Source organism: Pedobacter sp., assembly GCF_041645105.1.
Taxonomy (GTDB): Bacteria; Bacteroidota; Bacteroidia; order Sphingobacteriales; family Sphingobacteriaceae; genus Pedobacter.
Genome location: NZ_JBAZQQ010000005.1, coordinates 349,814 through 367,023, shown reverse-complemented (window position 1 = coordinate 367,023; position 17,210 = coordinate 349,814). Strand labels below are relative to the sequence as shown.

The 17,210-nt window shown below is 37.2% G+C and carries 15 protein-coding genes; 6 read left to right on the top strand and 9 right to left on the bottom strand.

Annotation, left to right across the window (positions count from 1 at the left end):
• Positions 1 to 129: 129 nt before the first annotated feature.
• The 4 genes from WC623_RS17455 to WC623_RS17440 form a co-directional block, all read right to left on the bottom strand.
• Positions 130 to 1,338 carry a FecR family protein gene (locus WC623_RS17455; RefSeq protein WP_372853420.1) on the bottom strand — a complete coding sequence of 403 codons (1,209 nt, stop codon included), beginning with the start codon at positions 1,336 to 1,338 and terminating at the stop codon, positions 130 to 132.
• 126 nt (positions 1,339 to 1,464) lie between these two features.
• Positions 1,465 to 2,049: an RNA polymerase sigma factor gene (locus tag WC623_RS17450; RefSeq protein ID WP_372853418.1), complete on the bottom strand. Its 585-nt coding sequence runs from the start codon at positions 2,047 to 2,049 to the stop codon at positions 1,465 to 1,467.
• Positions 2,050 to 2,215: 166 nt separating this feature from the next.
• Positions 2,216 to 3,142 (bottom strand): DUF4886 domain-containing protein, encoded by a 927-nt coding sequence (locus WC623_RS17445; protein ID WP_372853416.1) that lies wholly within the window; start codon positions 3,140 to 3,142, stop codon positions 2,216 to 2,218.
• Positions 3,143 to 3,205: 63 nt separating this feature from the next.
• The gene (locus tag WC623_RS17440; protein WP_372853414.1) at positions 3,206 to 4,078 is read right to left on the bottom strand and encodes an AraC family transcriptional regulator; all 873 of its coding nucleotides are present in this window, start codon (positions 4,076 to 4,078) and stop codon (positions 3,206 to 3,208) included.
• Between the two features lie 180 nt (positions 4,079 to 4,258).
• On the opposite strand from WC623_RS17440, the gene WC623_RS17435 reads away from it, so the two are divergent.
• The 6 genes from WC623_RS17435 to WC623_RS17410 are packed head-to-tail and all read left to right on the top strand — an operon-like array spanning position 4,259 to position 10,240.
• Complete coding sequence (locus WC623_RS17435; protein ID WP_372853412.1) at positions 4,259 to 5,368, top strand: D-TA family PLP-dependent enzyme; 1,110 nt, start codon at positions 4,259 to 4,261, stop codon at positions 5,366 to 5,368.
• Between the two features lie 52 nt (positions 5,369 to 5,420).
• Entirely contained in the window at positions 5,421 to 5,816 is a 396-nt protein-coding gene (locus WC623_RS17430; RefSeq protein ID WP_372853410.1) for a RidA family protein, read from the top strand.
• A gap of 2 nt (positions 5,817 to 5,818) precedes the next feature.
• Entirely contained in the window at positions 5,819 to 6,811 is a 993-nt protein-coding gene (locus tag WC623_RS17425) for a 3-hydroxyacyl-CoA dehydrogenase family protein (protein ID WP_372853408.1), read from the top strand.
• Complete coding sequence (locus WC623_RS17420; RefSeq protein WP_372853406.1) at positions 6,808 to 7,905, top strand: dipeptidase; 1,098 nt, start codon at positions 6,808 to 6,810, stop codon at positions 7,903 to 7,905. Before WC623_RS17425 ends, WC623_RS17420 begins: the two co-directional genes overlap by 4 nt.
• Positions 7,906 to 7,955: 50 nt before the next feature.
• Positions 7,956 to 9,257 (top strand): Gfo/Idh/MocA family protein, encoded by a 1,302-nt coding sequence (locus tag WC623_RS17415; protein ID WP_372853404.1) that lies wholly within the window; start codon positions 7,956 to 7,958, stop codon positions 9,255 to 9,257.
• Positions 9,258 to 9,268: 11 nt separating this feature from the next.
• Entirely contained in the window at positions 9,269 to 10,240 is a 972-nt protein-coding gene (locus WC623_RS17410; RefSeq protein WP_372853402.1) for a formylglycine-generating enzyme family protein, read from the top strand.
• A 10-nt stretch (positions 10,241 to 10,250) separates the two neighbouring features.
• On the opposite strand, the gene WC623_RS17405 is transcribed toward WC623_RS17410, so the two are convergent.
• From WC623_RS17405 to WC623_RS17385, 5 genes are all read right to left on the bottom strand, one after another.
• Complete coding sequence (locus WC623_RS17405; RefSeq protein WP_372853400.1) at positions 10,251 to 11,336, bottom strand: Gfo/Idh/MocA family protein; 1,086 nt, start codon at positions 11,334 to 11,336, stop codon at positions 10,251 to 10,253.
• Between the two features lie 22 nt (positions 11,337 to 11,358).
• A complete protein-coding gene (locus WC623_RS17400; protein ID WP_372853398.1) occupies positions 11,359 to 11,955 on the bottom strand; it encodes a DUF1080 domain-containing protein in 597 nt (198 codons plus the stop codon).
• A gap of 194 nt (positions 11,956 to 12,149) precedes the next feature.
• Positions 12,150 to 12,896, bottom strand: a complete 747-nt coding sequence (locus WC623_RS17395) for a hypothetical protein (protein WP_372853396.1) — start codon at positions 12,894 to 12,896, stop codon at positions 12,150 to 12,152.
• A gap of 15 nt (positions 12,897 to 12,911) precedes the next feature.
• Complete coding sequence (locus WC623_RS17390; RefSeq protein WP_372853394.1) at positions 12,912 to 13,700, bottom strand: hypothetical protein; 789 nt, start codon at positions 13,698 to 13,700, stop codon at positions 12,912 to 12,914.
• A 19-nt stretch (positions 13,701 to 13,719) separates the two neighbouring features.
• Positions 13,720 to 17,151 carry a TonB-dependent receptor domain-containing protein gene (locus WC623_RS17385; protein ID WP_372853392.1) on the bottom strand — a complete coding sequence of 1,144 codons (3,432 nt, stop codon included), beginning with the start codon at positions 17,149 to 17,151 and terminating at the stop codon, positions 13,720 to 13,722.
• Between the last annotated feature and the right edge of the window lie 59 nt (positions 17,152 to 17,210).

The window sequence follows — 17,210 nt, the reverse complement described above, 5'->3', positions numbered from 1 at the left end:
GAATACGGGTTTAATTAATCTGTCTCTTCTCGTTTCAGTTTAGTTACCTGAAAGCATTTCATGCTTTGAATTAATCGGGAGAGGGTCCAAGCTCTCCTGATTTTGTTGTAACTGTTTTTGGTAGTAGAATTATTGCATTACAGTTACCCTCCTTCCATCAATTTTGAATTTCACGGTACCAGTGAGCTCTAAACTGCTTAACAACTCGGAAAGTGAATTGCTCTTCAAATACTTCCCTCCAAAAGCTTCTTCAGTCAAAACACCTTGATACTTAACATCTATATTATACCATCTGCTAATCTTCTTCATGATTTCATCAATAGGCTCATTCCTAAATATGAAATAGCCGCTTTTCCAATCCGTCACTTCCTCAGAATTAAAACCTTGCACTTTCATTTGTCCAGATGCGTTTCGAAGTATAGCTTGCTGACCCGGTTTTAAAATAAGAGAAGAAGTGCCATTATCAGCTTTAATAGCTCCTTCTACCAAACTTGCTTCCACAAGGTTATCTTCAGGGTATGCAGAGACGTTAAAATGAGTACCGAGCACCTGTATTTTCATGCTTTTAGCTGCAACCATAAACGGTTTCGTCTTATCGCTAGCCACCTCGAAATATCCTTCTCCTATCAACTCTACATTTCTTTCTTTATCCGTAAATGAAACAGGAAACTTAAGTGAAGACATCGCATTTAGCCATACTTTTGTTCCATCGGCCAAAATGAGTTGATAATTTTTACCAACGGGGGTGGATATCGTATTATAAACTAATTTACCATCTTTATTTTCATTATTCAGGTTGCTCAGATTATAAATAACTTGTCCATTGTTTACTTTAGAAATTACCGCATTATCATCCTTAGTTAATTGTCCATCCACAGCTTGATCTAAGATTATTTTTTTTCCATTGGAAAGTGTTAATACCACATGTTCTGTATTATACTCTTTCTTATCTCCGGAATTAGCAGTATAATGTTTTGTAGCACTGTCGGAAGCTTGATACTTGTAGAAAAAAAGACCTAAACCAAAGCTACATACCAGCAGTATAGCCGCAGCATAATAGATAAAATTATTACGGTTTAACCCTAAAATTTTAACACCCTTCTTTTCAGTAGATTTTAAAAATCGAGGATTAGAAACAATACTTGCATAAAGGTCCTCATTGATATTGTTGTTTGAGGAATCCATTTCCTCCCAAATGCTCTTCATTTCAGAATGAACATCAGTGTTATCGCCAGATTGATTCAACATTTCAGCAAGTTCATCTAGTTCTTCCTTGCTAATTGTATTATCTACAAGCGATTTCAAAAGAAATTGCAGCCTATGATTTTCCAAGTTCATAATGGTTTTCAAGCTCTCCAATTAGAGCTTTATAATAAGAATACGTGCGAGGAAGAATTTAAGACTAGTTCTTTATCTTTTTTTTTAAAAAAAACACATAAAACACTAACAATCAAATATATAATTTCAATAAAACAATAAAAAAAACAGCAGATAAATAATTTCCTGATTACTGAACTGAGCTCTAAGTGTTTTTACTGCAACTACTAAATGATTTTTAACCGTATTTTTTGACAAGTTTAAACGATCAGCAATTTCCTCATAGGAAAGCTCCTCAAAACGGCTCAACCGAAAAACAATTTGTTGTTGTTTTGGTAATTCTTTGATTGCACTTTCAGCGAATACCATTAAATCAGAGAGTATAATCCCATCTTCGGTATCATTATGTGTCTGAGAGATTTTCAACAGTAACTTTTCCCTTAATACATTTGTGCTGGTTACTTTCCGGAAACCATCTAAGATTAAACGCTTACAGATTGTAAACAAGTAGGGTTCTAGCGCTTTATCCTGATTGAACTTTTGTCTGTTTTCCCAAAGACTAATAAACGTTTCTTGTACAATTTCTTCGCTTTGTGCTTTATCTTTTAAAAAACTGTAAGCAAACCTATTAATCCTGGGTGCATACAGTTGATAAATTTCCTTAAAGGCAGCTTCATCTCCTTCTCGATAACTCTGTATCAGCTCATTACTTAAAGTTCGAAAAGGAAGCATATTATTAAAGACTCAAATTTTGATTTGTTATTTTACTGCCATTAACTTTCTTTTGAGACCGTTCTGCATTAGTAAATGTAATAAAAAATTACCATCGGCAAAATAACAGATATAATGTTAAGTATATATTAGCTTTGTATTAGTAAATTAACCAAAACCACCTATCCTATTTGCTTAACCTGGTAACTTTATAAGGCTTTTTAATGGCTTTATGAGCGGCCAATTGACCAATCTTAGCCTCTTCTTCTGAAACTTTAGCAGGTCTGTAAAGATTACCGATAGGGCTTTTACCAAAAATAGCCTCATACCAGGTACAAGAAGCAATGTATCTACCAATATCCAAATTCAGATGATAACCATCTCGACAAAGGTTATCGCCTATAAATGAAGTACGAGCATTTTGAATTGCTGTACCACATGGCACAAGTACATCAAATTTACCTAGCGCTTTTGCTTTTTTCGAGGCTTCCATAATTGAAGTGTACATTTTCATCTGGTCATTCCCGTAATTACTGAAATTCTTATTATTTGAATTCTGCGCATATGCCCAGGTTTGGTGAAATACATATTTTACCTTTGGATTTCTTGCCCTTTGCTTAACGTAATTGAGTACCAAAGGAAGCGGCACTACATAAGTTTCAAACTGTCCGGATTTAGGACTTGCCTGTTGGAGACTGATAAAATCCCATTTTTCGTCTGCCAATGCTTTTTCCAGGGATGTCTTCGCCTTTATTTCTTTCTGTCCATCCAGACCAATCTTCCTATAGCTGTAAGCTGCTTTGTTGCCTTCGGCATTTTTCCAATGCAAATCTAGTGGTGCCCCACCAATATATAAATTCCCAATGATTACCCGATAGCCTCCAGCTTTTGCCAATCCATATAGATAATGTTCAATGGCGTCGTCTGAAAAACTATTCCCGATCGCCAGGATCCTAATCACACTGTCTTTATTTATTCGAGTCAGGCTCTTTCCCTGTATCGGCGTAAAAGCAAATGCGTCATTGTTGCCTAATAAAACAGCAATTGATAAAACTAGTATACAAATCCTCTTGAATCTATTTAAAGCAATTTTTCTCATAATTCGTTTCAACATGTGGAGCTCAATTTAATTGAATTACCGCAAAATGCATATTATCTTTGATTTCTGCCAAAACTTTTACATTTCGACTGTGATATCCTTTCTAAATTCAGAAGGAGTCATATTCTTAAATTTCTTAAACTGACGATTGAAGTTCACCAAGTTCCTAAAGCCACAGCTATATGCTATTTCTGCTACGTTTTTATTCTTATCACTTAAAAATCTACAAGCGTATCCAATCCTAATTGAATTTACATATTCTATAAAAGTGACCCTATAATGCTTTTTAAAGAAGTTACAGAATGTTGTTATGCCCATATTAGCAATTGAGGCTATTTCAGGAAGAGAGATTTCTCTATCAAAATTATTGATAATGTATGTATTGATTTTATCAAATCGATCTGTTGTATTTAATTGATTATGTTCAGCATAACCTGGACTTGCCAAAATACTGTACTCTTTTGTATTAGCTAAAATATCAAATATCATAAACAAGCCAGATAATCTTACTAAACCGCTTGCATCCAACATACTGCTCATAACTTCAGCAATCTTTTTTCTTGCTTCCCCATTAATTACCAATCCCCTGTTGCTGAGATTCAGGACATCTTTAAGAGATTCCATTTCTGGGACTTTAGCTAGATTCTTGCCGAGAAAATCATCCAGGAAATGGATAACTGTTGCATCTGCCAGACCATCTGCCTTTCCACTTAAATAATGAGGATCATTAACCCATACATGAGCCAACATTGGCCCTATGATGGCAATTTCACCTTCCTCAAAATAACCAATATGATCTCCTACCATCCTACGTCCAAAACTTTTATTAACTAGTACTATTTCATATTCGGGATGATAATGCCATGGGCATGGAAAAAATGTAGCTTTTTCTTGAAAAACAATAAACGATTTATCTAAATCCTGAGGTAAGCGATATTCAACAGCCTTCATAGTTTCTTTGCTTGATGAGATTAAGATACATAATAAGACATATTCTTAATATATATGATGTTTCCTAAAATCTAATTTCTGAAAGATAGTACTGACAATAGGAATAAAAGTAATGTTTATATCATGAAGGTATTGATAGATTTAAAATTCAAAGAGCTAATGATTTTTTAAATAAAAAAAATGGAACACATCGCCTGGTATCTGGTAGAAAATATTGATGAAATAGACAGTCCTGCCTTATTAATATATAATGAGAGAATAAACGAGAATATCAAAACCATAAAAAATGACCTTCCCAATGTAAGTGTATTACGCCCCCATGTTAAAACTCATAAATCCTCTGACATAACCAAATTGTTTTTGAACGAAGGCATTCAAAAGTTTAAATGCGCCACTATTTCCGAAGCAGAGATGTTAGGAGCATTGTTAGTACCCGATGTCTTATTAGCATATCAGCCAGTAGGTCCTAAAGTAAACAGACTTGTTTCCTTAATTAAAAAGTACAACTCTACTGAATTTTCTTGTCTGATAGATAATCTGGAAGCCGCAAAAGATCTTTCAAAAACTGCAATTGACAATTCCATCATATTAAATGTATATCTGGATATCAATATTGGAATGAACCGCACTGGCGTACTTCCAGGTACTAATGCTGCTGAACTATATAAGGAATGCCTAAATCTAAAAGGTATTAGAATAATAGGTCTTCATGCTTACGACGGACATATCAACGATAAAGATTTTAAAGAGCGAAAAATAAAATGTGATTCAGCATTTGATTCACTTGAAAAAACTAAGAACCTCCTTTATCAGATCAATAAAAAAGATCTAAAAATAGTCGTTGGCGGTTCCCCTACTTTTCCGATCCATGTGAAAAGAGACAATGTTGAATGTAGTCCGGGTACTTTTATTTTTTGGGATAAAGGTTATAAGAATATCCTTCATGAACAAGATTTTGATTGTGGAGCTGTGATTGCTACCCGAATTATTTCTTTGCTTGACGAAACTACTGCTTGTATTGATTTAGGACACAAAGCAATTGCTTCGGAAATGCCATTAGGAGAAAGAGCCATTTTCTTAAATGCACCTGATGCGACCATAAAATCCCACAGTGAAGAGCATATGACAATAAATATTAGTCCTGATCATACTTACAAAATTGGGGACGTACTATATGCAGTTCCCCACCATATCTGTCCTACAGTTGCACTTTATAATAAAATGGCTGTAGTCAATAAAAATAGAGTTGAAAATTTTTGGGAGGTAACTGCAAGAGAAAGAAACTATTAAATCAACCTGTTAAACCAGAATACAATCAAACTTAAATTTAGAAAGGGTTATTATGAATAAAAAAGAAATACGACATCCGGATAAAGTGGATGATGGTTTTACTACAGGAGCCTATTCAGCCGGTGTTGCAGTTGATGGTTGGTTATATGTAAGCGGACAGGCTGCCATTGATTTTAAGAGTAGCAAATTTATATTAGGAACTATAGAAAGCGAAACGAAGCTTACCATGCATAACATTCAAAGAATATGTGAAGCTGCAGGTTGTACTCTAGATGACATTGTAAAATGTACAGTTCATTTAAGTGACATGAAAGATTTCGATAAATATAATGTCGTCTATTCAGAATATTTCAAAGGCATCAGACCTGCTCGTACTACTGTACAATCTGGTCTGGGACATGGAATTAAGATTGAAATTGATGCTATTGCAAAAATCCCTAACAAATAGTTATGAAGAACCCTCTTATAAAACCCGGGGAGATAAATGTAGCCGTTATTGGATTAGGATTAATGGGTTGTAGTATTACTGCATGCTTATTAATGGCTGGTCATAAAGTAATTGCTATAGCTCCTATACCTTCTGATATTGATACGGCTGAGCCAAGAGTCACTGAACATTTAAAAATGTCTTTACAGGAAGGGTTAACTAATCAGACTCCCTCAGTTGTATTGAACAATCTGATCATAACTGAAGATTACTCTTTTTTAAAAGACTGTAAGTTAGTAATTGAGTGTACGATTGAAGACATTGAGATAAAGAAAAAAGTATATCATAAAATTGAGAATGAAATTTCTAAAGAAACTATTATAACCAGTAATACTTCGGCAATACCTATAAGTATATTGCAAAAACAAGTTAGAATTCCCTCTCGTTTTTTAGGCTTACATTGGTCAGAACCGTCCCATACGACGCGTTTTCTGGAAATAATTTGTGGTGATGAAAGTGATTTGTCTCAAGCTGAATGGCTTTATGAGCTATCACATTTCTGGGGAAAAGAGCCAACTTTAGTTAGAAAAGATATTCGCGGTTTTATAACAAACAGATTAATGTATGCCTTATATAGGGAAGCTTTTCACTTGGTGGAAAATGGCTACGCGAGTGTAGAGGATGTTGACAGAGCTTGTCGAAATAATGCAGGATATTGGATGACTATAGCCGGCATATTCAGGTGGATGGATTTAACTGGAGTACCAGCCTATCATAATGTAATGAAAGATCTTTTTCCGACACTTAATAACCAGACTGAAGTTCCGAAACTGATTGACGATTTAGTAAAAAACGGAGCTAAAGGAATATCAAATGCCCATGGTTTTTATGACTATACACCAGAAGAAGCTAAGCTTTGGAAGGAAACTTTTGAAGAATTCAGCTACGACATACGTCGTTTAGCTTTGAAATATCCAGCCGATGTTGTAAAAAGGAAAATGGAGGAAAAAGCATGACTAAAGTAGAGGAATCGCCCGTTTTCATTATAGATGCACACCTCGACTTAGCGATGAATGCCATTGAATGGAATAGAGATTTACGGAAATCTGTTTTAGAAATCCGGAAAATGGAAGAAGGTAAGACTGATAAACTGGATAGAGGAAAAGGAACTGTAGCTATCCCTGAACTGAGAAAAGGAAATATTGGTTTGGTAGTTGCGACTCAGATTGCAAGATATGTTGAGCCTGGAAGTGCCTTATCTGGTTGGAACTCTCCTGAAATTGCATGGGGGATAACTCAGGCTCAGTTAGCCTGGTACCGGGCGATGGAAGAACAAGGCGAAATGATTCAGATTAATAATAGCGCTGCCTTAGATAATCATATTAACTATTGGCTTGATGATTCTATTCCTTCATCTGACAAAGCCATCGGCTATATCCTAAGTTTAGAAGGAGCAGATTCTCTAGTAAACCTCTCCTATTTGGAAAAAGCATATGATTACGGCTTGCGCGCTTGTGGTCCGGCCCACTATGGCCCTGGCAGATATGCCCCTGGGACGGGAATAACTGGCAGCCTTACTAGCCAAGGTAAAGCACTTCTTCAAAAAATGGATGAGTTAAACATGATTCTGGATGTAACACATTTAACAGATGAGGGCTTTTTGGAAGCTACAAAAATGTATAAAGGACCTATCTGGGCAAGTCATCATAATTGTCGTGCATTAGTAGATAATCAAAGACAATTAAAAGATGATCAGATTAAAATCCTGTTGGAAAGAGGCAGTGTAATAGGTGGGGTTTTTGATACCTGGATGCTTACAAATGACTGGAAAAGGGGAATTCATGACCCTTTTGAAAGAGGCGTAAATCTAGAGAAAATTGTTGATCATTATGACCATATATGTCAACTCGCTGGCAATAGTAATCATATTGCAATTGGTAGTGATCTGGATGGAGGTTATGGAAAAGAGCAATCTCCCTATGATTTAGAAACTATTTCAGATTTACAAAAGCTAAAGGGAATGCTAGCAAAACGTGGATATACCTCTCAGGATATTGAAAATATACATTACAAAAACTGGCTAAGGTTTTTAAGAAAATCCTGGAGTTAAAACTTATCTAAAAGATAAATAGCACACAACATAAAACAAACTATATTCCAATGAAAAAGACTTTAAAACCCGACTTGACCAACCGACGTTCATTTTTAAAGACCACCGGAACTGCAATGCTAGGCGGTGCACTTGTTTACAATCTAGGTTTCCCTTCTGAAGCATTTGCAAATAGAAAAAAGACATTAAAAATAGGCCTCATTGGTTGTGGAGGAAGAGGAACTGGTGCAGCATTACAAGCTCTAAAAGCAGATCCAGATGTAATTATCACCGCGCTGGGTGATGCATTTGAAGATCGATTAGAAGGAACCTATAAGGCTTTGATACAAGTTGCTCCAGATCAGACAAAGATTAAGCATAAATTTATTGGTTTCGATGCCTATCAAAAAGTAATTGACTCAGGAGTGGATGTTGTACTATTAGCTACTCCACCAGCATTTCGACCTGATCACCTAACTTATGCTGTAAATGCCGGAAAGCATATTTTTTGTGAAAAACCTGTAGCAGTAGATGCTCCTGGAGTAAGAAAGGTATTAGCTGCAGCAAAGCTTGCAAAAGATAAAAACCTCTCTTTAGTATCTGGATTTTGTTTCCGACATGATTTTGCTAATATGGCTACGTTCTCCAAAATTATTAATGGTGAAATTGGGGATATAAAAACAGTGACAACATTCAGAAATGGAGGTGAATTATCAGCTCAATATAGTAGAGGTGGCGAAAAAGGAATTGCTCATCAACTACGTAATTGGTATTATCAAAATTGGTTATCAGGAGATATGCTAACTGAACAAGCTGTCCACAGTATAGATATGATGAGTTGGGCAATGAATGATCAGCTGCCAATTAAGGCTATAGGAACAGGCGGCAGACAGGTGCGGGTGGGCGAAGAATTCGGAAATATCTATGATCACTTTGCTATTGAATACCAATATGCCAATGGCGCAAAAGGCTTTCATTTTTGTCGTCAGCAATCTGGTACAACTAGTCGAAACACAGTAGAGGTAGCTGGAACAAAAGGAGATGCGAGTATGACCATGGGGAGATCGCATATCATAACCGGGCAAAACCCTTGGGAATACACTGGCGAAAAAAATAATATGTTTCAAACTGAACATGATATTCTTTTTGCTTCTATCCGGTCAGGAAAGCCATTTAATGATGGAGAGAGAATGGCAAACAGTACTATGATAGGTATTTTAGGCACGTTAGCTGCATATACAGGTCAAGAAGTTAGCTGGGAGCAAGCTTTTAATTCAGAACACTCTATTGGTCCAAATATAGCAGACTATAACTGGGACTTAGAATGGAAGAACGCTCCTATCGCAGTGCCGGGAATTACTAAATTATTATAAGATCCTTCAAAATGAGAATAACAATTTCTTCAAGTTTTCTACTGTTAAGTTCCTTTTTCAGTTATGGTCAAAATCCAGATTTCAAAAATTACAGTCAGGCAATTCCTCAAGTAGACGTTAAAATAGAAATGATAGCAATTCCCTCTGGAACTTTTACCATGGGAAGTCCTGCAGAGGAAAAAAACAGGAAAAATGATGAGGGACCACAAATCCCGGTAAAACTAAATGCTTTCTGGATGGGGAAGTACGAAATTCCATGGGACATTTACGAGTTATTTGTATTTGATTCTCTAGATCCAACTCGGAATAATGGACAAAATAATAAGCTAGATGGAGTTACACGTCCTACCTCACCTTATCTCGACATGACTTTCGGAATGGGAAAACAAAACCATCCAGCAGTAGGTATGACTCAATATAATGCTATTCAGTTCTGCAAATGGTTATATTCCAGAACTGGTAATTTTTACCGTTTACCTACGGAGGCTGAGTGGGAATACGCAAGTAGATCAGGTGCAAAGGAAATTTATCATTTCGGAAATGATGAAGATATGCTTAAAGATTATGCCTGGTATGCTGTCAATAGTAATAACAAAACACATCCAATTGGTACAAAAAAACCAAATAGCTGGGGCTTATATGATATGTATGGAAATGTATCAGAATGGACATTTGACCAATATTCTCCAGATACTTACCAAAAAAATAAAGGAAAACTTGCTGACAATCCAATAGTGATTCCCAAAAAGCTATACCCCCATTCTGTACGTGGTGGATCTTTCAAAGAAGATGCATCTAAGTTAAGGTCAGCAAGTAGAAATGCTTCTTCTCCAGACTGGAAACGCCTGGATCCTCAAACTCCAAAAAGTAACTGGTGGTTAACAGAGCCTTATGTTGGTCTTAGGATAGTTAGACCATTAGTAGAGCCTTCAAAAAAGGAGATTGATGAATATTACGCGATCAAACCAATTCCAGATTATTAAAAATAATGTTCTACAATCTGACTATTTCGCCAGTTTTAACGGATTTATCACAAGCAAAAGCAATCTTTAAACTATCCACCGCATCCTGCATGTGATTATCTAAATCTATATTTTCCAAAATAGATTTATAAAAGTACTGTTGTTGCCTATTACAAAGTTCTTGATGATCTGGCTCATCTTTTAAATCAATCCAGGTATCTTCCTTTGCAAATTTTTCCCCGGAATTTAAATCAGCATAATGTACCCGTAAAGATTCTGTTTTAGTATGCGCCTCAATAGAATCTGATTTTCCTTCACCACCAGCATCTTTAGCTACGATAGACACGGCACCTTTTGGTCCGATCACATCCTTTACAAAAAAAGCTGTTTCACTCATCATTGGCCCCCATCCAGCTTCATACCAACCTACAGATCCATCCTCAAAACGAATTTGTAGCTGACCATAATTATAATTTTCTTCAGGAATATCTTCAGTTAATCGTGCACCAATTGCATAAACCTGTATAGGTTTAGATCGGGCCATTTGACACATCACATCTATATAATGCACACCACAATCTACAATTGGGCTTAAACTTTTCATTAAATTTCGATGTAAAGTCCACATTTTACCGTCGCTTTGTTGATTCAGGTTCATCCTCATCACCAGAGGTTTCCCTAAATCCTGACTTAATTCAATAAATTTCTCCCAAGAGGGATGGTGACGTAATATATACCCAACGACTAATTTTTTATTTGCCTTTTTAGCTGCTTCAACCACCCGTTCAGCACCTTCCACAGAATCTGCTAGGGGTTTCTCAACAAACACATGGCAACCTTTATCAAAAGCTTTAATGGCATATTGTTCATGAGTATCGGGATAAGTAGAGATACAAACTGCATCTGGGTTTGTATCATTCAAAGCTTTTTCGTAATCTTCATATAAAGGATAAGAATTCCCTAGTCGATCATTTAAAACTTCTTTACTCTTCCCTGTTGAAACCAATCCACAGATTTCAAACTTATCTTGCATAGCATGATAGGCTAAGGCGTGAGAACTTCCCATATTTCCACAGCCAACAACTAAAACCTTTATGCTTTTTTTATTTTCATCCATTGAATTTAACAATTTGAATTTGCTATATCTTTTTAATTTTAATGTCTTTCCATCTCACTTTAATTCCACCACCATCGTGAATTTGCAAAGCAATAAAACCATTAGCAGCACCTATTTTCTCGTCATCAATATTCACCATCTGTTTCCCGTTTAACCAGGTAGTAATTTTTCCATTTTGTGCTTGGATTTTTAATTGATTCCACTCTCCTTCTTTTAACATTACTTCATCCTTTGGATCTGGTTTGATTAACCAACCTCGTCCATATGATTCATAAATTCCTCCGGTATGTAGGTTAAGAGGCGCAACCTCTACTTGCCAGCCTTTGATCTTTACACCGTCAATATCAGAACGTATAAAAACTCCGCTGTTACCATCTGCTTCCTGTTTAAATTTTAAGTCAAGAATAAAATTCTTATAAGTTTGATTGGTTGAAAGATAACCATAAGCTTTATCAGTACCACTTTCACAAACCAATTCACCAGCATCTACATACCATTTTTCTGTACCATGAATAGTCCAGCCGGCTAAATCTTTGCCATTAAACAAATTCTGATATCCCTGCGCATAAGCCTCAGTAGTAATTATAAATATCAAAATGATCACAATGTATTTTTTCATACTTCTGTTTTTTATCCTTCAAGGTTACAAATTATGATCACTGAGAATACATAACTAAAAACCTAAGTTAGGTAAACCTGAAATATGAATATAGTACTATTTCTCAAATAACCCGTACTATCTTACTGGGAATAAGGTCTATTCAGAGCCCCCATCATAAAGTTTGAGGACTCTGAATAAAAAATACAAACTTTTTAGTTTATACCTTTAAACAAGCTAACCACATCCAACTGATTACTTGCCGGGGTCACAAAATAAGTTTGAACCCTACCCTTTTCGCTTTTTTTAGGGATAAAAAGTGTACCGGTAGAAAACTGGCTCATCCATTCGCTATCATTAAAGGCCCATTGATTTGTAGTGCCTGCTTTCACAAAAAACCAATCATAATTATCCTCGGCACTCGTAAAACCCGTTGTAGTTACATAATCTGAATAGCCCCAGGTACCCGGTACAACATTTTTGGCGATATAAACAATATCTCCATTTTTATTCTTCATGTAAATATCCATGGGATCATTACTTTGCGGATAATAGATATAAAATGCCATTTTGTTGGTTGAAGGATCTGCTGCTGGAGCTTTGATCTCTAGAGTAGCCCCATTGATATATACAAAGGGGAAGAACTGTTCCAATCCTCCTGCATTGAGTTCAAGCTGGCTTTGGTATACTTCTTTTCCTGTCGTAGCATCTTTGATCTTTAACAAAGCCTGTTCCTTGCTGGAAGAATAAGTGTAAACCTTACCAAAGTTCAACAAAGTGTTGGGGCCAGTTTTAAACTTATCATAAACCACAGTATCAATGGCAATCTCTAATTCACTATTGCCAATGTTATAACCTCTAACCTGTACGCTTACTGCCCTGGTACTTAGCTCGTCTTTGTTACAGGCCGAAAGGGCCATTACCAACGCGGTAAAAAGCGCTAATCTTTTTATATTCATCATGTTTTTTTTCATTTTTTATAATTCTAATCGGGTAGAGAATCTCATGATATTTCCCAAAGGACTTTCAGAGAAGATGTAAAGTTTGGACGATGCTGCAGATGCTGAAGGTTTCGGCGCAGTAGAGTTTAATGCATTCCAGGTATAGCTGGTGCCATCAATGTAAGGCACATTGGTACCCGCTTTACAAATACGCACACTAAAGAACACTGAAGTCAATACCCCATTGTACTCTTGTCTGGCTGTAGAAAATGTAGGAATACTAACCGCTGTACTAAATTCGTAAGGTTTTACGTTTTTCAATCTGGCAAGCTCTTCAAAAACCTGTGGAGTCACAAAGTATTTCCCGATCACAAAATCAACGGGTTCCGTGTAATTGGTCAAGGTTGGCTGGAACATATACACCAGGCTAATTTTATCCTTTTCCACCTCTGGTTTATCTGGCATAGGACCAACCTTTCCATCCATATATAGAAAATTCACCTTTGCGCCACCCTCTTCTTTATGAAGTTCTTTCTCTAACACGACTTTTCCAGAAGCTTTTTCCAGCACCTTAAGCTTGATTTTATTTTCAACTGATTTGAACATATAGGCATTATTTTGCTCAAATCTGGCATTGGGTAATATTCCATCAGGGAAAGTAATATCGCCCAGTTTTGTAATCAGGGTATCGCCGCTGCCGTTGTAACCGGTAAGATTAATCCCATACAGCTCATCTTTATAAAATTGTTCTGACTTCTCACAGGCGGCCAGTGCCAGCAGCATAAAGCTCATAAAGCCCAGGAATAGTTTATTCGTTTTCATCATTTAATGTTTTAAATCTTTATTAAAAATTATAAGATAAGCTCAGACTGAATGAGCTACCCACCTTACGAATAAAAGTATCCGTATCACCGATGCGCCTAACTTTTCCATCTTCTGTTGGTTCAAAATAACCTTCCTCATATTTATCCGTAAAACCATCTTTCCATTCGTAAACATCAGACCACAACTTCATCGTCATGCTTTCACTACCTGGCTTGATTTTATAAGTTTCTTTAGAGTTGATGAAGAAACGGTAAGGACTGTTTAACAGATTGCTCATGTTCAGTTTGGCTTCCATTTTTTTACTTTTTAGCAGTTTATAACTTAGCTGGGCATCCAACTGGTTACGTGGCCTTTCCATCTCTGAGTATTGAGGCTGCATCCCTACCGTGAAAGTCTTATATCCCGAATAGTTAAAGGCTACATTGGCACTTAAACGATTTCCTACGTATTGCATGGCAACATTGTACAATATCGGCACCTGTCCATATAAGGGGCGTTTCTCCCGCAGATAAGTTTTGTTTTTATAGGCATATTTTTTACCTTCTTTATCCTCTCCTGCTCCCATCGTACTATAGCGGAAAGCGCTGGCCTGTACTTCTGAATTTTGCAAGGTTAGGTTACCACTGAAGTATATATTTCCAAGAAATTTCCAGTTCTCGTTAATGAACCCAAGATTCTTACGTAAATCGAACTCCCAACCGATCACATCTGCATAATCTGAGTTAGCTGTAAGCAGCTCTACCTTACCACTTGAATTGGTGATATCCAAATACATCTCAACAGGATTTTTGAAATGTTTTTTGAAATAGCCGGCTGAAATTACCTCACCGGCAGAGGGATACCATTCTACTCTTAAATCATAATGAGAAATGATGGTGGAAACCACACCAGTATTACGTTGTATCCGACCATACATATAATTGTAACGTGCAAAACTGGAGTTTTCAATTAACGCAGGCCTAATGGCCGATTTAGCATAGGAAGCACGAATGTTCAAATTGCTAACAGGTGTGAGGGTCAGGTTCGCAGATGGCATGTATAGCCATCTTTTTTCATCAGCACTGCCATCACGGGTTTGGTGGACCAGATTACCGGTTTCCGGATCTACATAACGGTTCTTTTCCAGATTCTGCATTTCAGATTTTGCTATCTTATCCGCAGCAGAATCCTTTATCTTGTCGTACCGGTAATACTCTCCCCTCATCCCCCATACCAAACGAAGCCAGCTGTTGAAACGGTTATCCATCATCCCATACCAGGCCTGGTTGTTGTTCTTTCCCGTATAGTTATTGTTATTGAAATCTGAAGGATAATAGAACAGATTATGCAATGGGTCTTTAAAATCAATATTCCATTGTTGTATACGCTTGTAACCATCGCTAAAACTAGCAGCCACTCCGACAGGTAAAACGCTCCAGACAAAGTTGCCTTTCTTCTCTAAATACTGATAACCAGCCTTAACTACTTGTCCTTGTTTTCCGACATTGAACTTATAGCTTAATGCGGCATCTCCAGTCCAATTAGTTTCTACATACTTATAAGAAGAGCGACTTAATGGTCCGGGGTTATTGGTAAAATTACCCAACTGATAAATGTAACTCGTACCATTTAGCGTAGTAACAGGTGCCAGATTTGCATCTACCGCATCCTTTTCATGGTTGCTTACGCTATTACGGGCGATGCTCCAATCTAACTTAAACTTGCTAAAAGTATGCTCAGCTGCTACACGATTCTGTAACAGGTCAATAAATTTAGGACGATCATACTCGTTGACTGCTGGATTATCGTCATAGCCGATATCCTCACCCCAGCCGGAAATGCGGAAAAACTGATTAGCAAATACCCTGGAATAAAAATTACGTAGGGTAACCTTGTGGTTTTTATCATTCCAGCCCATGTTGATCAAGGCGCCAAAACTCGTGGTAAAATTATACTTACTGGCTGCTGTTTCCTGGAGCTCCTTATTAGTTGCCGGGTCGTAAAAGTTGTTAGACAGTTTGTTAAAGTCCCCACGTTCAAAATGAGAAATGTTGTCTATCGACTGTTCATTCCGGTAGCTTAGCGAACCTACAAAACCAAAACGACTGTTCTTTAAACCATAAGTTCTACCTAAGCTAAACTGATAGTTTTGTCCGGGAGCAGTTTGGTAGGTCCGGGTACCCAATCTCTCCAAACCACCTATCCTTTTGTTTTGTTCCGCAATCATTTCTGGAGTAATCTTTGGAACCCCTGGAGGCGGCAAAGTGTTGGATGGATTGGTAGGATTGTAATTTGACTGTGTAAAAATGACCAGGTCCTTAGGAAAATGGCTCCTGCTGCCATCATCAAAGCCCAGGTAATCATACTTCCCACGCTGATACCCCAGGAAATCTTTTCCAGTACTTCCGTTGATGTACTTACTGCCAATGTTTAAAGAAGTGAAATTCTGGTTAGGGATGGCCATGGTGTTCATTTGTACCAGTCCGCCACCAAAACCAAAACTCATATCGGGCGAGGCTGTTTTATACACGACTACATTATCTACCAGGTTGCTTGGAATGATGTCGAACTCAAAATCCCGTACCTGCACATCGGTACTAGGCAACGCAGCTCCATCCATCATCGCCAGATTGTAGCGTTCGGCAATCCCCCTGATAACTACACGTCGATTATCAGTCGTGCTTACTCCCGAAATGCGTTTCAAGGTCTCCCCAATGTTCTTATCTGGTAGCGCCGAAATCTGTTCGCGACTAATTCCATTTGAAATATTGGCCTCATTTTTTTGTCGGGCATACAAAGCATTGATGCTTTCTGTTTTAAAAGTTCCGGTAACTACCACTTGATTTAAGCTGTTGGTAACAGGTTTCAATACCACATCAAGGCTGGTTAATTGCCCTGATTTTACTTCTATTTCTGCAATGCGTTTAGTTTGAAAAGAGATAAAACTAACTTCCAGCGTATATGAGCCCGCAGCGAGGTTAAAGATATAACTGCCATCCACCTTACTTTGGGTACTCTGTCCTGTTTGGATCAGCTTAATATTAGCACCAGGGAGAGGCTCGCCGCGGTCATCGATAATTTTACCGCCAACACGACCAGGTTGTTGCGAGGAAACTTTGGTTGGCTCATGTTCCTTTGTATACAACACCACGGCGCTACCCTGCTCTTTAAAAGCTATATTACTATGCTGCAACAATTGGTTAAGAATATTTTTTAGCTTTTCTTCATGATAATTTGCGGCCTTAACTGATATGTTTTTAGCAAGCAAAGGATCGTAAGCAAATCTTACTTTGGTTTTAGAGCGTAATTGCTGTAATGCTACGGATAAAGGTTGTCCTTCTTTAAAGCGGACATCAACTTTTGTTTCCAGAACTTGTGAATGAGCCTCACTGGCAAACAGCGAAGTCATGATATTGATGGAGATGAAATATAGGATTAGTAATATTTTCACACCTATTTTAATTATAGACATTAATTTTTAATACTTTTATAGTGTTTACAAGTTGAACCTGGCGTTTGCAATGATGATGA